This is a genomic window from Phyllobacterium endophyticum, from assembly GCF_003010935.1.
In the GTDB taxonomy this organism is placed as follows: Bacteria; Pseudomonadota; Alphaproteobacteria; order Rhizobiales; family Rhizobiaceae; genus Phyllobacterium; species Phyllobacterium endophyticum.
In genome coordinates this window covers 1,500,428-1,518,660 of record NZ_PGGN01000001.1, presented here as the reverse complement: position 1 = coordinate 1,518,660, position 18,233 = coordinate 1,500,428, and the positions used below count along the sequence as shown (strand labels likewise).

Here is an 18,233-nt window from a genome sequence, read left to right as displayed (position 1 = left end):
AATGAAGATTCCGGATTTCACCACGATCGATTGGCAAGAGCCGAAAACCGTCGCCCCCACGCCGGAAGGCACGGCATGGCGAACTCCAGAGGGTATCGACGTCGAACGCATGTATGATGAACCTGCGCTTGCAGGCTTGCCGCATCTGGACACTTATCCCGGTGCCGCGCCATTCATCCGCGGGCCCTACCCGACCATGTATGTGCAGCAGCCGTGGACGATCCGGCAGTATGCCGGATTCTCGACCGCCGAGGAATCCAATGCCTTTTACCGACGCAACCTTGGCGCGGGCCAGAAAGGCCTCTCCGTTGCCTTCGATCTCGCCACCCATCGCGGTTACGACAGTGATCATCCCCGTGTTGCAGGCGACGTCGGCATGGCTGGCGTTGCCATCGATTCGATCCTCGATATGCAGCAGCTATTCGACGGTATTCCGCTTGGCGAAATGACCGTCTCAATGACCATGAACGGCGCGGTGCTGCCAATCCTGGCGCTCTACATCGTTGCTGCCGAAGAACAGGGAGTGAGCCAGAATCAGCTCGCCGGAACCATTCAGAACGACATTCTGAAGGAGTTCATGGTTCGCAACACCTATATCTATCCGCCGCAGCCCTCGATGCGCATCGTTTCGGACATCTTTTCCTATACGTCGGAAAACATGCCGAAGTTCAACTCGATCTCGATCTCGGGTTACCACATGCAGGAAGCGGGCGCGACCGCTGATCTTGAACTTGCCTACACGATCGCCGATGGCATCGAATATGCACGGGCCGGCGTCGCGGCGGGTCAGGACATTGACAGTTTCGCACCGCGTCTTTCCTTCTTCTGGGCCATCGGCATGAATTTCTTCATGGAAGTGGCGAAGCTACGCGCGGCGCGCCTGCTCTGGGCGGTGCTGATGAAGAAGAACTTCAATCCCAAGGACGAACGTTCGCTCTCCTTGCGCACCCATTCGCAAACGTCCGGTTGGTCGCTGACAGCTCAGGATCCTCACAATAATATCGTTCGCACCATGATCGAGGCCATGGCTTCGACACAGGGGCATACTCAGTCGCTGCACACCAATTCCTTCGACGAGGCTCTGGCTCTCCCAACAGATCACTCGGCTCACATTGCCCGCAGTACGCAACTGGTATTGCAAAAAGAGTCCGGTACGACCCGCACCATAGATCCGTGGGGTGGTTCGTTTTACGTCGAGCGGCTTACGCATGACCTGGCTGCCCGTGCCCTCGCCCACATCGAGGAGATCGAAGCGCTGGGCGGCATGGCCAAGGCCATAGAACAGGGTATTCCAAAGATGCGGATTGAAGCCGCCGCCGCGCGAACCCAGGCACGCATAGACAGCGGGCAGCAACCCGTCATCGGCGTCAACTCTTACCGGCCATCCGAGGAAACGGAAGTGGACGTACTCAAGGTAGACAATGCCGAAGTGCGTGCGCGTCAGCTCTCCAAACTACAGCAGTTGAAGGGGACGCGCGATGTTGCCGCTGTGGATGCTGCTCTAGCCGCCCTGACGGGCGCCGCTGAAACCGGTTCGGGAAACCTTCTGGATTTTGCAATCAGAGCCGCGCGAGCCCGCGCGACGGTTGGCGAGATTTCTCTCGCCCTTGAAAAGGTTTACGGGCGGCATGTCGCTGAAATGCATACAATTTCCGGCGTCTATCGCAAGGAGGCCGGCAAGAGCGAGATCATCGATCGCGTGGAGGCCAAGGCGGCAACTTTTGAAAGACGCAACGGCGGGAAGCCCCGCATTCTTGTTGCCAAGATGGGTCAGGATGGTCATGACCGCGGTCAAAAGGTAATTGCCACTGCTTTTGGCGACCTCGGCTTTGATGTCATCGTCGGCGCAATGTTCCAGACCCCGGACGAAGTTGCGGAGCTCGCCGTTGAAAGCAATGTCAACATTATCGGCGTATCATCGCTGGCGGCGGGGCATCTGACCCTTGTACCGGAGCTTAAGCAGGCGCTGAGACGGCACGAACGCGACGATATACTCATCGTCGTTGGAGGTGTCATACCGCCACAGGATCATGAAGCTGTGCTGAAGGGCGGCGCCACTGCCATTTTCCCGCCCGGAACCGTGATCGGTGAAGCAGCCGAGAAACTGATCGATACCTTGCTGGATTCGCTTTGAAATGATTTATGTCTATACGCTGGAAGACGACTATCTCATGCCGAGTGCCGCTCTCCCGGGTGCTGCACTGCCCGCGAAGGCGGTCTGGATCGATCTCATAAATCCAACGCGCGAAGAAGATGACCAAGCCGAGGCTTGGACCAAGGCGGCCATACCAACGCACGAGGACATGATTGAAATCGAAGAGTCCAGTCGCTTCTACGCCGAGAACGGTGCGCAATATCTGACAGCTTCGATCCTGCACTCTACCGAGTTGAAACATCACGGCATCGCCCCGGTCTCTTTCATATTGACCGGGAAAATGCTCGTGACCGTGCGTTACACGGATCCCAAGGCGTTCACCCTGTTCATCGGTCGTGCGACCAAGCCGGGAAACGGTCTCATTACTCCTGGATGCGGCGGCATCAGCGTCCTCTTGGGCTTGATCGAGGCGGTGACCGACCGTATCGCAGACATTCTTGAAGGTGTAGCCGGCGAAATCGACGTTAATTCCCATGCGATTTTTCGGCGATCGGAAAACGACAAGCCGATGACAACCAAGAACTTCAGGGACAGTCTCAACAGTATCGGTATCCAGGGTGCGTTTCTGTCCAAGATTCGCGAGAGCATTGCGGGCGTCAGCCGACTCCTCGTCTACCTGGCGGCCATTCCGAACGAGAACCTCAACAAGAGGGATACGCGCGCTACGATCAAATCGCTGGAGCGAGACACCCAATCATTGAGCACCTATGTCGACTTCCTGTCCAACAAGGTGACCTTCCTGCTCGATACGGTCGTCGGACTGATTTCGATCGAGCAAAACGCCATCATCAAGATTTTCTCCGTCGCCGCTGTCGCTTTCATGCCGCCGACGCTGGTGGCATCCATCTACGGCATGAATTTTCATTTCATGCCGGAACTCGATGAAGTCTGGGGCTATCCTATGGCCATCGGCGTAATGGTCGCCTCGGCGGTAATCCCCCTGCTGATCTTCCGCAAAAAGGGCTGGTTGTGAGACCACGATCTCCAGCTTGTATGTGCCATACACTTACGTTATACCTCTCGTTATAACATCGGAGTTAGGGCCATGAATGTAACCGTGAGGAAAATCGGAAATTCGGAAGGGGTTATCCTCCCGAAGGATGTGCTTGAGAGGAACCATCTGAAGGCTGGAGATCAGCTGGAAGTCATTCAAACTGCCGACGGCATAATTTTGAAGCCTACTGACGATTCGTTCGAACGTCAGATGGAAGCCGCACGCAAAATGATGGACAAGTACAAGACCGTTTTTCAAAAGCTTGCTGAATGAGTTGGGAATTCCTTTCCCGCTTGTCAGTGGAAGCAATGCATGCGGAGCAGTTGCACCGTCATGGCGGGGCTCACGGTTTGAGAGACGAAAATGCCCTCGAATCGGCTTTGGCTCGCGCCGAAAACAAATCTAACGATGGCGATCCAGCAGCGCTAGCCGGAGCTTACATGTTTGGCTTGGCCAGAAACCATGCCTTTGTCGATGGAAACAAGCGTACGGCGCTCGCCGCAACCCTCGCCTTCCTCGTGATCAACGGCTATGTGCCGACTGCCGATCCCGGTACACTTTACACGTTTGTGATGAACGTCGCCGCTGGCGAAATTGACGAAACAGGCGCGGCAGCTTTCTTCCGCGATCATACCGAGCCCGTGTGAAAATGCCTTAATTGGACCGTTTGCACTTCGCTGCATGACTGACAATCAACTCAGGGCGCTGTGTTGATCGCCGTAATTTCCCACTCGTGATCATTCAGCACAAAACTATCACCAACGGATTTACCGAACATCGCCTTCGCCATGGGCGACACGTGCGAGATCTTGCCATGGCTGGCGTCCGCTTCGTCCTCTCCGACAATCGCCCAGGTTTGCGTCTTGTCGTCCTCATCGGCAATCGTGACTGTCATGCCGAACCGGACGACCTTGCTATGCGGATCGGGGCGGGAGATTTCGGCTGATTCCCTGCGGGCGTTCCAGTAGCGCAGATCGCGCGAAGCTCGCGCTATCGAATCGCGGTCAGCCTCCGCGTTACCTTTTGCCAACGCCTCGTGCGCGGCGGCAAGTTCGGCATCTATCAAAGCCAGACCCTTCTCGGTCACCAGATTCCTGTGCGGGCTTAGTGGGCGCTCGCCGAGATCGATCGAAGAGTTGCTGTCGTCTTCCTTCGTGAAAGCTCTGCTCATCGAACGAAGGTATGCCTTGCTAGGCCCTACAGCAAGTGCAATCCTCCGTCGCGCCTCTCATTGTCTTCCGCGGATAATTCCATGATCGACCGACGCATATTCCTGACTGGTCTGGCCGCGCTTGCCGGGACCGGCATTCTGCCACAAAGGACGGAAGCGCAGGCTTCGTCGGGAATGATCAACGCCGCCGAATTCGGCTTGAAACCGGGGGCCCCTGATGATCAGACGGTCGAGCTGAATGCCCTGCTGGTCAAGGCGAGCTCGTCGGGTCAGCAGATATTCCTGCCACCCGGCACCTACATTGTCTCCGGCGTCCAGGCTCCAGGTTATGTCAATCTCAGTGGCGTTCCCGGGAAGTCACGGCTTCTGTTCGGAGGCAGGTCAGCGTTGATGACGGCCAGCGGTTCCACCTATATCCAGCTCAGCGGTCTTGTCATCGACGGCGATGGGCGGCCTCTGGGCGAAAGTGTTCGGGGGCTGTTGGAAGCCAGCAACGTGCCTCGTCTTGCGCTGGACGATTGCCAGATTGTCGGCGCGCGCAGGAATGCCGTCGATCTGTTCAAATGCGGCGGACGCATCGAGCATTCGCGCATCTCCGGCGCCAGCGATGCGGCCATTTTTGCGGCGGACTCTACGGGACTTTCGATCAGCGGCAACGAGATCAACGATTGCGGCAATGGAGGCATCATCGTCCAGCGTTACGACCAGGGGCGGGACGGCACGATCATCAGCGGCAACCGCATTGGCGGGATCAGGGCGGATGCGGGCGGTACCGGCCAGAACGGCAACGCCATCAATGTCTTCCGCGCGAATAATGTAGTTGTTTCCAATAATATCATCAACGACAGCGCTTTTTCCGCCATCCGTGGCAATAGCGCCAGCAATCTCCAGGTTAGCGGCAACAACTGCACCGCGAGCGGCGAGACTGCGATTTATTCGGAGTTCGCCTTCGAGGGAGCAATCATAGCCAACAATCTCGTCGATGGCGCCGCCAACGGCATTTCCATGGTCAACTTCGACAATGGCGGGCGGCTTGGCACATGCAACGGGAACGTTGTCCGCAATCTGGCATCGAAAGGCCCCTATCCCGGCACGTTCGGCATCGGCATAAGCGCAGAAGCAGACATCTCGATTGCGGGCAACGTCGTCGAAAATGCTCCGCTTTACGGCATTCAGCTTGGCTGGGGCGCCTATATGCGCAATGTCATTGCAACAGGCAATATTGTCCGAACCTCGGGCGAAGGCATCTATGTCAGCGTCGTCCCGGGAGCGGGCTCGGCTATTATCTGCGATAACATCATCCAGGGTTCCCGCAATGGCGGCATCGTCGGCCATAGCTGGAGTGATATCACCGCGAGAGACCTGACCGCAAAGGGCGCACAGATCTATCCGAACCTTACCGTGGAACGGAATATCGTCAGTTGATGTCCGCGTCTGTCAGTGCCTCCGTCGGGCTAATCACACCGTAGGTAATTCCGTTCCAGTTGCGCATTTCGCGGTCGGCGAACCTATCGAGCTTCGACTCCAGCTCATCCTCGTTGCGATAAATGCGTGCCAGGACCGTGGCGATTATTGCCTCGGACCCCCGCGCGCTCCCGTCATCGCACTTGATTGCTATGCCGAGCCCGAGCTCCGGCAAGGCGCCGGCGTAGACCCCTTCAGCGCCACCCTTCACGAATATGCGCTTTGGAGCCATCTCCATTAGAAGCGTACAGGCGCGGTTGGTGCCGGCAACATAGAACGGTGCCGCCATTGCGGCTTCGAGAAGGCGCCGTGCCGCCGCGGCACGGCCCGGCTCGAGACCTGCTCCCGTCGCCATGCGGGCGAAACCATGTGCGAGGTTCCTCAAGGGAATGGCGTAAGTCGGGATAGAGCAACCATCGGTGCCGCAACGATCCAGCGCGTGTGGTGCGCCGGTGACGCTCTCCATCACATCGCGCACCAAATCCTGTTCGGGCGAGCCCAGGGCAGAATAGCCGCGCGTCTCCTTGCCCAGATGGCGGCAGGTGCACAGGAACCCTGCATGCTTGCCCGAGCAGTTATTGTGCAGCGGCGTCGGCTCCTGGCCGCTTCTGGCCAGCGCGATGAGCACAGGCTGTTGCGCTGGCCAATGCGTTCCGCATTCGAGCGCCGAAACATCCAGCCCGGCACGAGCCAGCATGTCAGCGGCCTTCGCCACGTGCTGCGGTTCGCCGGAATGCGAGGCGCAGGCCATGGCAAGTTCCTCATTCCCGAAGCCATAGGCATCCGCTGCACCGCTCTCCAGCAGCGGCAATGCCTGGATCGCCTTGATCGCGGAGCGTGGAAAGGTCGGCCGCTCGATGTCGCCGAGCGAAAAGACGATCTTGCCGTCGCCGTCGGTCACGATCACCGCGCCACGATGGCGGCTCTCGACCGTCTCGCCGCGAAAAACTTCAACCAGTACCGGATTGCTCATCGTGCCCCACATTCCCTGGGATGTTGACCTAAATCAGCCGGAATCCATGGTGTTATAAGGTGGTCCGTTCCCCTTTCCAATGGAGAAAGCCGCGTGCTCAAATTATTCCTTCGTCTGGTGCTCGTTGTTTTCATTGTCTTCATTCTTCCTTCTCTGGCCGCAATTGGTTGGTGGATGACCCAACATCATGAGGACAATTGGCGAAGCGCTGACTGGAGCTCCAGCGGTGTTATTCGTACCAAGCCAGAAATTAACGAGTCGGCGATCTACATTCTCGCCGCTCGAACCGGAGGTTTAAAAGGTGCTCTGTCTCTGCATTCGTGGTTGGTCATAAAGCGGGCTGGTACGACAAGCTATGACCGTTATGATGTTGTCGGCTGGGGAATACCGGTGCGCAAGAATGCCTATGATGCCGACGGGCGCTGGTATTCCAATAAGCCGTTTGTCGTGCGTGAATTTCATGGCGCCGAAGCGGAAACTTTAATTCCGAAGATCCAAGCTGTAATCGATGAATATCCTTACGGAAAGCCAGGTAACTACACGATCTGGCCAGGCCCAAACTCAAACAGTTTCGTTGCACATGTTCTCCGTTCCGTTCCCAAGATGGGAATCGTGCTGCCATCAAATGCAGTCGGGCGCGATTTTCCAACGGCTGGCAAGTTATTTGAAATTGACGACGATTGGCAGAACTTTCACGCTACGTTTTTCGGATATGCGGGCATTTCCGCCGGTTCTCGCAGCGGATTCGAGATCAATTTGCTGGGCTTGGTAGCGGGTGTGGATATTTTGAATCCGGGACTGAAGGTTCCCGGATTCGGCAGGATCGGCTTTTAGATCACTTGATACGCTCAAGCACGGACACGTAATTCGCCACAGCCGCGCCACCCATGTTGAATATCCCGGCGAGTTTGGCGTTTGGCACCTGTATGCCACCTGCTTCCCCCATCAATTGCATTGACGAAAGCACGTGCATTGAAACGCCGCTGGCGCCAATTGGATGACCCTTGGCCTTGAGGCCGCCAGAGGGGTTGACGGGCAAGCGTCCGCCCATTTCCGTCTGGCCCTCGAGTGCTATCTTGGCCCCCTCGCCGGGCTTTGCCAGTCCCATTGCCTCATACTCGATCAATTCGGCAATGGTGAAGCAGTCGTGCGTTTCGACGAATGACAGATCGTCTACGGTCACGCCCGCCTGATCGAGCGCACGCTTCCAGCCCTCCGAACAACCCTCGAACAGCAAAATGTCGCGCTTTGAAATTGGCAGGAAATCCTGCACGTGCGCGGCTCCGCGGAACGCGACGGCACGCTTCATCTTCAGGGCGGTTTGCGTATCGGTAAGAACCAGTGCCGCTGCGCCGTCGGAAACCAACGAGCAATCAGTCCGTTTCAGCGGCCCGGCGACGAAAGGGTTCTTCTCGCTCTCCTGGCGGCAGAAATCATAGCCAAGATCCTTGCGCATCTGCGCATAGGGATTGTTGACGCCGTTCCTGTGGTTCTTGGCGGCGATCATCGCGAGCGCATCGGACTGGTCGCCATGCTTCTGGAAATAGGCAGCCGCAATCTGGCCGAAAACACCAGCGAAACCGGCAGGAATCTCCCCCTCTTCCCGAAGATACGATGCTTTCAGCAGATTTTTGCCGATCTCGGGTCCCGGCGTCGACGTCATCTTTTCGACACCCACGACCAGCACCACCCTCGCGGCGCCTGCACGGATTGTCTTGATACCCTGATGCACGGCTGCCGATCCGGTCGCACAAGCGTTCTCCACCCGCGTGGCCGGCTTGAAGCGGAATGCATCGCTGGCCTGAAGAACCAGACTGGCGGTAAAATCCTGTGGTGAGAAACCGGCGTTGAAATGCCCGAGCACGATCTCATCAACATCGCCGGGGCCGATGCCCGCGTGATCGAGAGCACCGACAGCGGCCTTTACGATCAGGCTTTCAACGGTTTCCCCCTCAAGTTTCCCAAACGGCAAATGCGACCATCCGACGATACACGCTGTCATTTCCATTCCTCCAAAATCTCTCCGTTCACGTAGACACGAATCGCCGCCGCTTCAAGGCGAACCTTCATGTGCCGATTGTTTCATTCTGCGTCTGGTATCGACAGTCTGAAATATCGGTCGTCATGCGCTGCACAATGGCGTAACTGAAACAGCGAGCGCCATTGCCATATGGAAAATGCCATACAGACGAATTAGTCGCTGCCGGAGCCTGCATGAAGCCCAATATTCTCATCCTGATGGTCGATCAGCTGAACGGAACCCTATTTCCGAATGGTCCTGCGGATTTCATCCATGCACCCCACCTGAAAGCTCTGGCGCAGCGCTCGGCCCGCTTTGCCAATACCTACACCGCTTCGCCGCTCTGCGCTCCGGCCCGCGCTTCGCTCATGTCGGGACAACTCCCGTCGCGTACTCGCGTCTATGACAACGCCGCCGAGTTCGTGTCGGATATTCCGACATACGCACATCATCTTCGCCGCGCCGGCTACTATACCGGACTTTCCGGCAAGATGCATTTTGTCGGACCGGACCAACTGCACGGGCTTGAAGAGCGGCTGACCACGGATATCTATCCGGCGGATTTTGGCTGGACGCCCGATTACCGCAAGCCCGGCGAGCGCATCGACTGGTGGTATCACAATCTTGGGTCCGTCACCGGCGCAGGGGTGGCCGAGATCACCAACCAGATGGAATATGACGACGAGGTGGCGTTTCACGCCCGGCAGAAGCTCTATCAGTTGTCCCGCGAGGCGGACGATGCATCGCGGCGCCCGTGGTGCCTCACCGTCTCGTTCACCCACCCGCACGATCCGTATGTAGCGCGGCGGAAATATTGGGACCTTTATGAGGGTTCGCCTGCACTCGATCCGCAGATCGGCGCCATGGCGTTCGAGAACCACGACCCGCACTCGCAACGGCTTCTGGAGGCGTGCGAGCATACGGCTTTCGATATTACCGCCGAACAGGTGCGCCGGGCGCGCCGGGGCTATCTTGCAAACATCTCCTATATAGACGACAAGATCGGCGAAATCCTTGAAGTCCTGCAGGCGACGCGCATGCTCGACGACACGATCATCCTGTTCACGTCGGATCATGGCGACATGCTGGGCGAGCGCGGCCTGTGGTTCAAGATGAACTTTTTCGAAGGCTCGGCGCGTGTTCCATTGATGATCGCGGGCAAGGGCATCGATCCGCAACTGATCTCCCAGTCAGTTTCCACGCTCGACATAAATCCAACGCTCGGCGCCCTTGCCGGTATCGACATCGCCGAAATTCTTCCGTGGACGGACGGCGAAGACTTGACACCCCTCATGCAGGGCAAGGGGCGTCACTCGCCTGTTCTGATGGAATATGCGGCGGAAGGCTCCAGCGCCCCGCTCGTTTGCATCAGAGACGGCAAGTACAAGTTCGTGCATTGCGAGATCGATCCGCCGCAACTCTATGATCTTGAATCGGATCCGCGCGAATTGGCCAATCTCGCCAGCGACCCGGCGCACGCTGAACTGCTCGGCAATCTCATGGCAAAGGCCCGGCAGCGCTGGGATATGGCTCAGTTCGATACTGACGTGCGGGAAAGCCAGGCGCGGCGTTGGGTTGTCTACGAAGCGTTGCGGAATGGCTCCTACTATCCGTGGGACTATCAGCCGTTGCAGAAGGCATCGGAGCGCTACATGCGCAATCATATGGACCTGAACGTTTTGGAAGAGAATGCCCGCTATCCGCGTGGCGAGTGAGCAAGAAAAGCACTATGGAAGCAGATTTTGTCATCATCGGTTCTGGGTCTGCGGGGTCTGCCATGGCCTACCGCCTGTCGGAGGACGGCAAGCATTCGGTGATCGTCGTTGAATTCGGCGGTACCGATATCGGGCCGTTCATCCAGATGCCGGCTGCTCTCTCCTTCCCGATGAACATGAGTACCTATGACTGGGGCTTTACGTCTGAACCCGAACCGCATCTCGGCGGGCGCAGGCTGGTAACCCCGCGCGGCAAAGTCATAGGCGGATCATCCTCGATCAACGGCATGGTGTATGTGCGCGGACATGCGCACGACTTCGACCATTGGGCGGAAAGTGGCGCGGCCGGCTGGTCCTACGCGGATGTGCTGCCCTATTTCAAACGTATGGAGCATTCGCATGGCGGCGAAGCCGGATGGCGCGGCACCAACGGCCCTATGCATGTGCAGCGCGGGCGGAGGGACAATCCGTTGTTCCACGCCTTCGTCGATGCTGGCAAGCAAGCCGGCTTCGAAATCACCGAAGACTACAATGGCTCGAAGCAGGAAGGCTTTGGGGCCATGGAGCAGACGATCTATAAAGGACGTCGCTGGTCCACGGCCAATGCCTATCTTCGACCCGCGTTGAAGCGACAAAACGTGAATCTCGTCAATGGCTTCGCGCGGCGTATTGTCGTCGAGAATCAACGCGCCGTCGGTGTCGAAATCACGCGTCGCGGCAAGATGGAAACCATTCTGGCCCGCCGCGAGGTAATCGTGGCTGCGTCGTCCATCAACTCGCCCAAGCTCTTGATGCTGTCGGGCATTGGCCCGGCTGCTCACCTCAGAGAGCATGGAATCGAAGTCGTCGCCGACCGCGCCGGTGTCGGCCAGAACCTCCAGGACCACATGGAGGTCTATATCCAGCAGGAGAGCCTGAAGCCGATCACGCTGAACTCCAGGCTCGGGCTCATCTCCAAGGCAATGATCGGCGCGCAGTGGCTACTCTTCAAGACCGGACACGGCGCTACCAACCATTTCGAATCCGCGGCATTCGTCCGGTCGAAGCCAGGCGTCGATTATCCTGATATCCAGTATCATTTTCTCCCCGCGGCTATTCGCTACGATGGCAAGGCGGCGGTGAAGGGCCATGGCTTTCAGGCCCATGTCGGACCGATGCGCTCAAAGTCCCGCGGCAGCGTTACACTTCGCTCCGCCGATCCATTCGAAAAGCCCAGGATCGTTTTCAACTACATGTCACATCCGGACGACTGGACGGATTTTCGCCACGCCGTGCGCCTGACACGCGAGATATTCGGACAGGCAGCGCTCGATCCTTATCGCGGTCGCGAGATTTCGCCGGGTGACCATGTGCAGTCGGATGAAGAAATCGACGCCTTCATCCGCGAACACGCGGAAAGTGCCTTCCATCCCTGCGGCACCTGCAAGATGGGTTCGGCCAACGATCCGGCGGCGGTAGTGGACCCGCAGTGCCGGGTGATCGGCGTCGAGGGATTGCGCGTCGCCGACAGCTCGATCTTTCCGCGCGTCACAAACGGCAATCTCAACGCTCCTTCGATCATGACCGGGGAAAAAGCCGCCGACCATATTCTTGGGCGCGATCCCCTGCCTCGTTCCAACCAGGAGCCGTGGATCAATTCGCGGTGGCGGGAGAGTGACAGATGAATGGCGATGCTGCACTTCCGCTCGATATGAATTTGAACTCAGGAGAACTCCCATGCGCGCACAGCCCAAGGCATCACACTTCATCAATGGGCGCTTCGTCGAAGACAAGGAAGGCAAGCCGCTCGATGTGATCTATCCGGCAACGGGCGAGATCATTGCCAGGCTCTTTGGTGCAACGCCGGCGCTTGTCGAACAGGCCGTGCAGGCCGCAGCAGCTGCTCAACCGGCTTGGGCCGCGTTGAAACCCGTCGAGCGTGGCCGCATCCTGCGTCGCGCTGCCGATATCCTGCGTGCCCGAAATGCAGAGCTGGCCGAGCTTGAAACGCTCGATACGGGCAAGGCCATTCAGGAAACGCTCGTTGCCGACCCCGCCTCCGCCGCAGACGCGCTGGAATTCTATGGCGGCATCATTGCGGGGTTCAACGGTGAGATGATCGAGCTTGGCGGTTCCTATGCCTATACGCGCCGCGAAGCCTTGGGCGTATGTGTTGGCATTGGTGCATGGAACTACCCGATCCAGGGTGCGGGCTGGAAATCTGCCCCAGCGCTCGCAGCGGGCAACGCCATGATATTCAAGCCTTCCGAAAACACGCCGCTCTCCGCCCTTGCCCTTGCCGAGATCTACAAGGAAGCCGGTCTGCCCGATGGGCTTTTCAATGTCTTGCAGGGTTTTGGCGATGTCGGCTCGCAACTGGTCGATCATCCGCTGGTGGCCAAGGTTTCGCTCACAGGTTCGGTCCCTACGGGCAGGCGCGTTCTGGCACAGGCCGGGTCGCACATGAAGCACGCCACCATGGAGCTCGGCGGCAAGTCGCCGCTGATCATCTTCGATGATGCGGATGTGGAAAATGCCGTGGGCGGCGCGCTGCTGGGTAACTTTTATTCGACCGGCCAGGTTTGTTCCAATGGCACTCGGGTTTTCTTGCAAGGCGGCATAAAGGATCGGTTTCTCGACCGCCTGACGACGCGCACGAAAGCCATCCGACTTGGCGATCCCCTCGACCCCGATATCCATCTCGGTCCGCTGGTAAACGCGTCGCAGCGCGACAAGGTCGTGTCTTACATCGAAAAGGGCAAGGCCGAGGGCGCAACGCTGCATTTCGGCGGCGGCGTTCCAAAAATGCAAGGCTTCGAGGGCGGGTGTTTCGTTGAACCTACCATTTTCACCGACGTGACTGACGATATGGTCATCGCACGCGAGGAGATATTCGGCCCCGTTGTGGCCGTTCTCGACTTCCAGGACGAGCAGGAAGTGATTGCCCGCGCGAACGATACGGAGTTTGGCCTCTCGGCCGGCGTGTTTACCAAGGATTTGTCGCGCGCCCACCGCGTGATCGGCCAGCTCAAGGCCGGCACCTGCTGGATAAACACCTATAATCTCGCGCCGGTCGAAATGCCGTTTGGCGGCTTCAAGCAATCCGGCGTCGGCCGTGAAAACGGGCTGGCGGCGCTTTATCACTACAGCCAGATCAAGTCGGTCTATGTGGAGACGGGCGACGTGGAAAGTCCCTATTGATTCAGGCGGAGACGATATCCGTCAAAGGAAAGTCATCGCCCTTATATAATAGCGAGACATTGTGAGCCTTGGCGCATGCATAGGCAAAGCAATCGCCAAAGTTCAATCGAGCAGGATGGGCCACGGCACGTCCATAGTTTCGGCTGGCTTCAATCGCTATGCGATGCATGGCTGCGCCAATGGGAATTTCTGTAGCATCGATGGCTTCAATAAATCTTGCTACGTGGATTTGTGCCTGCTGGATAAAAGAAGGCAACGTTGGTAATTGATCTCCGTGTGCGCCAATGAATTTTTTTCGCGCCAATCCTATGACCGCCTCATATATTGACAATGATGAATAGATTACGGGGCTATTCGCTTGTTGGATTTTGGAAAGAAGGAATTCCGCATCCTCCTCATCCCCCAAAATGGCGACAATAGCCGAGGCATCCAGAAACATCAAAGACCATCCCAGCCTTCATCCATAAAGGCCTTCATATCGAAATTCGGATCGTCCGGTCCCATGGCTTTAACATCATCCTGAATCTTCCTTATGCGTTCACGCAAAGGTATGCTTTTGCGTGCGTTTTCGAGCTCGTGCTGCAATGCAATCTTGACGGCCGCCGTCTTGGTCGGCGCCTTTATCGCCTGCTGCACTCGTTTTGCCAACGCATCGACTTCGCTGTCTCTGATATAAAGCGACATGTTACGCTTCCCACGTCCATTTTCCGTATATTCGAATAGATGTAAGTGTATATTCCTACGAAAGCAAGGCAGCAGGGCCTACCGAGCCTCCTTGCCGACATAGTCGAGATATTGCGTCAGCGCGCTCACCAAATGATAGAAGATCGAGGCTGGCACATCTTCAGCCCTGGCGCGGCCGGTTTCGTCGATGAGATCGATCCACAGCCCCTTCGGCGCCGGCTCGATGTGCCAGCGGAAGAGGCGGCCGACGCGCGCCTCCACTTCCGGCTTCAGGTCGGGACCGCCATTGCCGTCAAGCGCCATTGCCGCCTTGACCGCTTCAGTCTGCGGCCAGCTTCGGGAGTTCGTGTCCAGCGGCAGGCCATGGCGGGATACGGCGCCATAGGCAAGGCCCGTCGCCCGGTTCAATCCATTGGCGATCGCTGATGAATAGAGCTTGCGGGCAAAGCGGATCACGTCCTTCTGCCCGGATGCGGCTGCGAAAGTGATCAGAAGCGAGGCCCATTCGAAATGGTGCCCCGGTTCGGTCCATTCTCCCTGCTCACCCGGTGCGCGTTCCCAGTCATTGCTGAAATACTCACCCAGCGTCCAGGTTTCCGCATCGAACATGTGGTGGCGGAAAAGATCGACGATGCGCGCCGCCCGCTGCAGGAAGTCGCGATTGCCGGTAACCGCGTGCCACGCAAGAAATGCCTCGAGCAGGTGCATATGCGGATTGGAGCGCCGCAGTCCTTTATCTTCCGGCGTTTCCAAAAATCCCGTCAGCCGGGCGTCAGCCAGATATTCGTCGATGAACGCGAATGTCTCGGTACCAAGCGCCAGCGCCTTCTTGTGACCAGCCTTATGAGCGTGAGCGAGCGCCAGCAGCACAAATGACTGATCGTAGGCGTCCTCGGTAGCATCAAGAACCCCACCCTCTGGACTGAACGTTCTGATCCAGCCACCGCGGTCCGTGCGCCCATTGGCACAAATAAACTCGAGTCCGTGGTCGATCAGCGCGTGTGCAGGTCCATCCCATCCCATTTCGTGTGCCACGGCAAAGGCGTAGATTTGCCGAGCCATGGTGCGCATTCGCTTGGGTTTGACGATCGGTGTTGCGTCAAAGGACATTACCTCGTGAAATCCGCCATGGCGCTCATCGACGCCGGCGGTAGACCACAGCGGCAAAGTTTCCTCGAAAAGCCAGTGGCGGACCCGGTTGCCATAGGCCCCAACGTGGGGAAGGCGATCCTGCGCGGGCGTGAATTTGGCCTCAAGGCGTCCAGTTTTTTCCAGTTGCTCGACAACCTTGCGAACATTCTGGCTTTCGCTGACCGGCGCAACGAATGTGGCGTCGGCGGTTGCAACCACGGCGGTGTCCCGAAGGCCCACTGCAGACAGCAACCGGCCATCACTGCGCAGGTAACTGTGCTCGCAATCGATTGCCACGACGTCGCCCACGATCACATTGCCGTTGCCATCGACCGAGCCGGCCTCCAGCAGCGATTGCCACGAGCCGAGATCATTCCAGCGGAATTTCGCCGGTACGAGAGCAATGTCCGAAGCTCGTTCCATAATTGCATAGTCGACCGAGATCGACGGGACCGCCTGGTAGAGATCATGGGGCAGATATGTGCCAGATATATTCGTATCGGCCTGATCCAGCGCGGCGACTGCACTTTCCCAGATGTCTGCGGCGTGCCTCTTGAACGCGTCGCGCATGACGCTGGCACGGAAAAGGAAAATACCTGCGTTCCAGAGGAAGTTCTCCGATTCGAGATATTGTTTTGCAATCTCTTCGCTGGGTTTCTCGACAAACCGCACGACGTCGCGAATGCCCTCGATCTCTGGCCCAACCTCAATATAGCCGTAGCCCGTTTCGGGCCGGTCCGGATGAATACCGAAGACGACAATCCGTCCGGCTTCGGCCGCTTTCACGCCGTTGTCTACAGTTTTCCAGAATTCCCGGTCCGTGGTGATCTCGTGATCTGACGGCACCACAAGCACAAGGTCATCGCCGTGTTCCCGGAGCGTCACCTCCGTGGCAATCACCACGGCCGACGCCGTATTGCGGCCCATCGGTTCGAGGATTGCTCGGCCACCGGCAAGGTCGATGCCTGCCAGATCCTGGCTGATGCGGTCTGCGTGGCGTTCAGAGGCCAGCAGATAGACAGGGACGGAAATACCGGACGATCGGGCCGCCATGCGCTTGACGGTGCGCTGCACCATTGAGCCGAGGCCAGAGAAATTGTGGAACTGTTTCGGGAAGTCCTCGCGTGACAATGGCCACAGCCGGGAGCCCACACCGCCGCTCATGACGAAGCTGATGATCTTGTGCTTTTCCGTCGCTATCAATTGCATTCCCGCGTTCCGAGCGTCCCCAATAAATGCTTTTCCAACCGATACAAGACTTTGGCCGCTGATTACAGTAGGCAAATCGGTTGTTTGGAGAGTGAACTCAACTTACCACTCGCACAATTGAGAATGTGCGCAGGAAACAGCTTGCGAGCGTGGGAACCGGACGTTATATACCCGCAATACTGGTCACGGAGTGTAGCGCAGCCTGGTAGCGCACGTCGTTCGGGACGACGGGGTCGGAGGTTCGAATCCTCTCACTCCGACCAGTCGTTGAAACAATGAAATCTCTGACATGCGCGAAAGATTTCTGTTCGACGGCGCTGAAGATGCCGCCGTTACCATCCTTCTTGCCCACGGGGCGGGCGCGCCAATGGATTCTGCATCGATGGAAGCCAGTACGAAGGCACTTGCCTCAGCAGGTTTTCGCGTTGCCCGTTTCGAATTTGGCTACATGGCGGAGCGCCGCATATCGGGTGCGCGCAAGCCTCCGCCCCGCGCCGAAACACTCCAACCCGAATATATTGCCGCGGTCACCGAATTAGGGGCAACTGGCTCGCTGATCATCGGCGGCAAGTCGATGGGCGGCCGGGTCGCCAGCATGATCGCGGATGATCTCTATTCATCTGGCGGGATTACCGGGCTTGTCTGCCTTGGTTATCCTTTTCACCCGCCGGGAAAGCCCGGGCAGCTCCGTACCAAACATCTTCTCGAGCTAAAGACACCGACCCTGATTTGCCAGGGAACGCGTGACGAGTTCGGCACAAGGGAGCAAATCACGAATTATCCGCTCTCCAGCAGCATTGAGTTTTTCTGGCTAGAGGATGGCGATCATGATCTGAAGCCGCGCAAGAACGTCTCCGGCTTCACCGCTGCCGATCACCTCAGATCGATGGCGGGCACAGTCGGGGCATGGGCAAAGCGCCTGCGAGCTTAAAAAAGAGCCGGGCTGAAGAGCCCGGCCTAATTGTGAAGGTCATAAACCTCCAGAGGGGAACAGCCAGCACGGAAATGGGAGGAGGACCGCGCTGACTGAGCTTGATGTAGTACCGGAATTACCGGATTTCAATGACCGGATTGACGCAGGCAAGGGATCGGTCCGGGCTTCCGAAGTAACCCGCCCGACCCTGTGAACAAGGAACGAACAGCCGTGTTGTGAGTTGACAGCTAAGCAGTACAAAAAGACAATCGAACGAGTCGCCGGCGATATTCGGCAACAAGGCTCCGGTACCGCGTGCGGGTTGCCCGCGAAAAATCGAGCCTTCCAATGAAGAGGGACTAGTGTGTCCATGAACAGTCACTACGCACTCATTTTGGCGATGCTCACGGCCGTCGCCTGGACCGGAACGCTTGTATATTTGTTCAAGAAATGGAGTCACGGCCAAAAGTGACCTTGGGCTCACGCAGCGTCGAAGCGGATCTGTCGGGAACCAACCTCATACCCTGGACGTTTGGCTGCATCGGGTAGGCGTTGAGCGAGATCGACCTGCATCCCGATAGAGGCCCAAGATTGTCCACCGGTTTCAACGGTGAGTAATCTGGG

The 18,233-nt window shown here is 57.7% G+C and carries 16 protein-coding genes and 1 tRNA gene; 11 read left to right on the top strand and 6 right to left on the bottom strand.

The window, feature by feature from the left end; genetic code table 11:
- Position 1: 1 nt before the first annotated feature.
- The 4 genes from scpA to CU100_RS07090 all read left to right on the top strand — a co-directional run bounded on the left by scpA (position 2) and on the right by CU100_RS07090 (position 3,796).
- Positions 2-2,134 carry a methylmalonyl-CoA mutase gene (gene scpA, locus CU100_RS07105; protein ID WP_106715757.1) on the top strand — a complete coding sequence of 711 codons (2,133 nt, stop codon included), beginning with the start codon at positions 2-4 and terminating at the stop codon, positions 2,132-2,134.
- 1 nt (position 2,135) lies between these two features.
- The gene (locus tag CU100_RS07100; protein WP_106715756.1) at positions 2,136-3,128 is read left to right on the top strand and encodes a magnesium transporter CorA family protein; all 993 of its coding nucleotides are present in this window, start codon (positions 2,136-2,138) and stop codon (positions 3,126-3,128) included.
- A gap of 72 nt (positions 3,129-3,200) precedes the next feature.
- Positions 3,201-3,422: an AbrB/MazE/SpoVT family DNA-binding domain-containing protein gene (locus CU100_RS07095; RefSeq protein ID WP_106715755.1), complete on the top strand. Its 222-nt coding sequence runs from the start codon at positions 3,201-3,203 to the stop codon at positions 3,420-3,422.
- Positions 3,419-3,796: a type II toxin-antitoxin system death-on-curing family toxin gene (locus CU100_RS07090; protein ID WP_106715754.1), complete on the top strand. Its 378-nt coding sequence runs from the start codon at positions 3,419-3,421 to the stop codon at positions 3,794-3,796. The genes CU100_RS07095 and CU100_RS07090 overlap by 4 nt, the downstream gene beginning before the upstream one ends.
- 50 nt (positions 3,797-3,846) lie before the next feature.
- Here the strand turns inward: CU100_RS07090 and greA are convergent, their stop codons facing one another.
- Positions 3,847-4,320, bottom strand: coding sequence for a transcription elongation factor GreA (greA, locus tag CU100_RS07085; RefSeq protein WP_106715753.1), 474 nt, complete (start codon positions 4,318-4,320; stop codon positions 3,847-3,849).
- A gap of 81 nt (positions 4,321-4,401) precedes the next feature.
- Between greA and CU100_RS07080 the strand changes: the two genes are divergently transcribed.
- A complete protein-coding gene (locus tag CU100_RS07080) occupies positions 4,402-5,745 on the top strand; it encodes a TIGR03808 family TAT-translocated repetitive protein (protein WP_106715752.1) in 1,344 nt (447 codons plus the stop codon).
- Here CU100_RS07080 and CU100_RS07075 read toward each other — a convergent pair.
- Entirely contained in the window at positions 5,738-6,757 is a 1,020-nt protein-coding gene (locus tag CU100_RS07075) for an asparaginase (protein ID WP_106715751.1), read from the bottom strand. The genes CU100_RS07080 and CU100_RS07075 overlap by 8 nt on opposite strands.
- A 93-nt stretch (positions 6,758-6,850) precedes the next feature.
- Here CU100_RS07075 and CU100_RS07070 point away from each other — a divergent pair, with 93 nt between their 5' ends.
- On the top strand, positions 6,851-7,591 hold the full coding sequence (locus CU100_RS07070) for a DUF3750 domain-containing protein (RefSeq protein ID WP_245418934.1): 741 nt from the start codon (positions 6,851-6,853) through the stop codon (positions 7,589-7,591).
- 1 nt (position 7,592) lies between these two features.
- On the opposite strand, the gene CU100_RS07065 is transcribed toward CU100_RS07070, so the two are convergent.
- A complete protein-coding gene (locus CU100_RS07065; protein ID WP_106716055.1) occupies positions 7,593-8,759 on the bottom strand; it encodes an acetyl-CoA acetyltransferase in 1,167 nt (388 codons plus the stop codon).
- Between the two features lie 212 nt (positions 8,760-8,971).
- Here CU100_RS07065 and betC point away from each other — a divergent pair, with 212 nt between their 5' ends.
- Genes betC through betB form a run of 3 tightly spaced genes read left to right on the top strand, consistent with a single transcriptional unit; the run spans position 8,972 to position 13,672 of the window.
- Complete coding sequence (betC, locus tag CU100_RS07060; protein WP_106715750.1) at positions 8,972-10,492, top strand: choline-sulfatase; 1,521 nt, start codon at positions 8,972-8,974, stop codon at positions 10,490-10,492.
- A 14-nt stretch (positions 10,493-10,506) separates the two neighbouring features.
- Positions 10,507-12,156: a choline dehydrogenase gene (gene betA, locus CU100_RS07055; RefSeq protein WP_106715749.1), complete on the top strand. Its 1,650-nt coding sequence runs from the start codon at positions 10,507-10,509 to the stop codon at positions 12,154-12,156.
- Between the two features lie 52 nt (positions 12,157-12,208).
- Positions 12,209-13,672 carry a betaine-aldehyde dehydrogenase gene (gene betB / locus CU100_RS07050; RefSeq protein ID WP_106715748.1) on the top strand — a complete coding sequence of 488 codons (1,464 nt, stop codon included), beginning with the start codon at positions 12,209-12,211 and terminating at the stop codon, positions 13,670-13,672.
- Between the two features lies 1 nt (position 13,673).
- On the opposite strand, the gene CU100_RS07045 is transcribed toward betB, so the two are convergent.
- From CU100_RS07045 to CU100_RS07035, 3 genes are all read right to left on the bottom strand, one after another.
- Positions 13,674-14,111: a type II toxin-antitoxin system VapC family toxin gene (locus tag CU100_RS07045; protein ID WP_106715747.1), complete on the bottom strand. Its 438-nt coding sequence runs from the start codon at positions 14,109-14,111 to the stop codon at positions 13,674-13,676.
- A complete protein-coding gene (locus CU100_RS07040; protein ID WP_106715746.1) occupies positions 14,111-14,356 on the bottom strand; it encodes a type II toxin-antitoxin system VapB family antitoxin in 246 nt (81 codons plus the stop codon). The genes CU100_RS07045 and CU100_RS07040 overlap by 1 nt, the downstream gene beginning before the upstream one ends.
- A gap of 78 nt (positions 14,357-14,434) precedes the next feature.
- Complete coding sequence (locus tag CU100_RS07035; RefSeq protein ID WP_170113747.1) at positions 14,435-16,696, bottom strand: AGE family epimerase/isomerase; 2,262 nt, start codon at positions 16,694-16,696, stop codon at positions 14,435-14,437.
- Between the two features lie 186 nt (positions 16,697-16,882).
- On the opposite strand from CU100_RS07035, the gene CU100_RS07030 reads away from it, so the two are divergent.
- Together CU100_RS07030 and CU100_RS07025 are read left to right on the top strand one after the other, a co-directional pair.
- Positions 16,883-16,959 (top strand) — tRNA-Pro (locus tag CU100_RS07030).
- 26 nt (positions 16,960-16,985) lie between these two features.
- Complete coding sequence (locus tag CU100_RS07025; RefSeq protein WP_106715745.1) at positions 16,986-17,627, top strand: alpha/beta hydrolase family protein; 642 nt, start codon at positions 16,986-16,988, stop codon at positions 17,625-17,627.
- Positions 17,628-18,233: the final 606 nt, after the last annotated feature.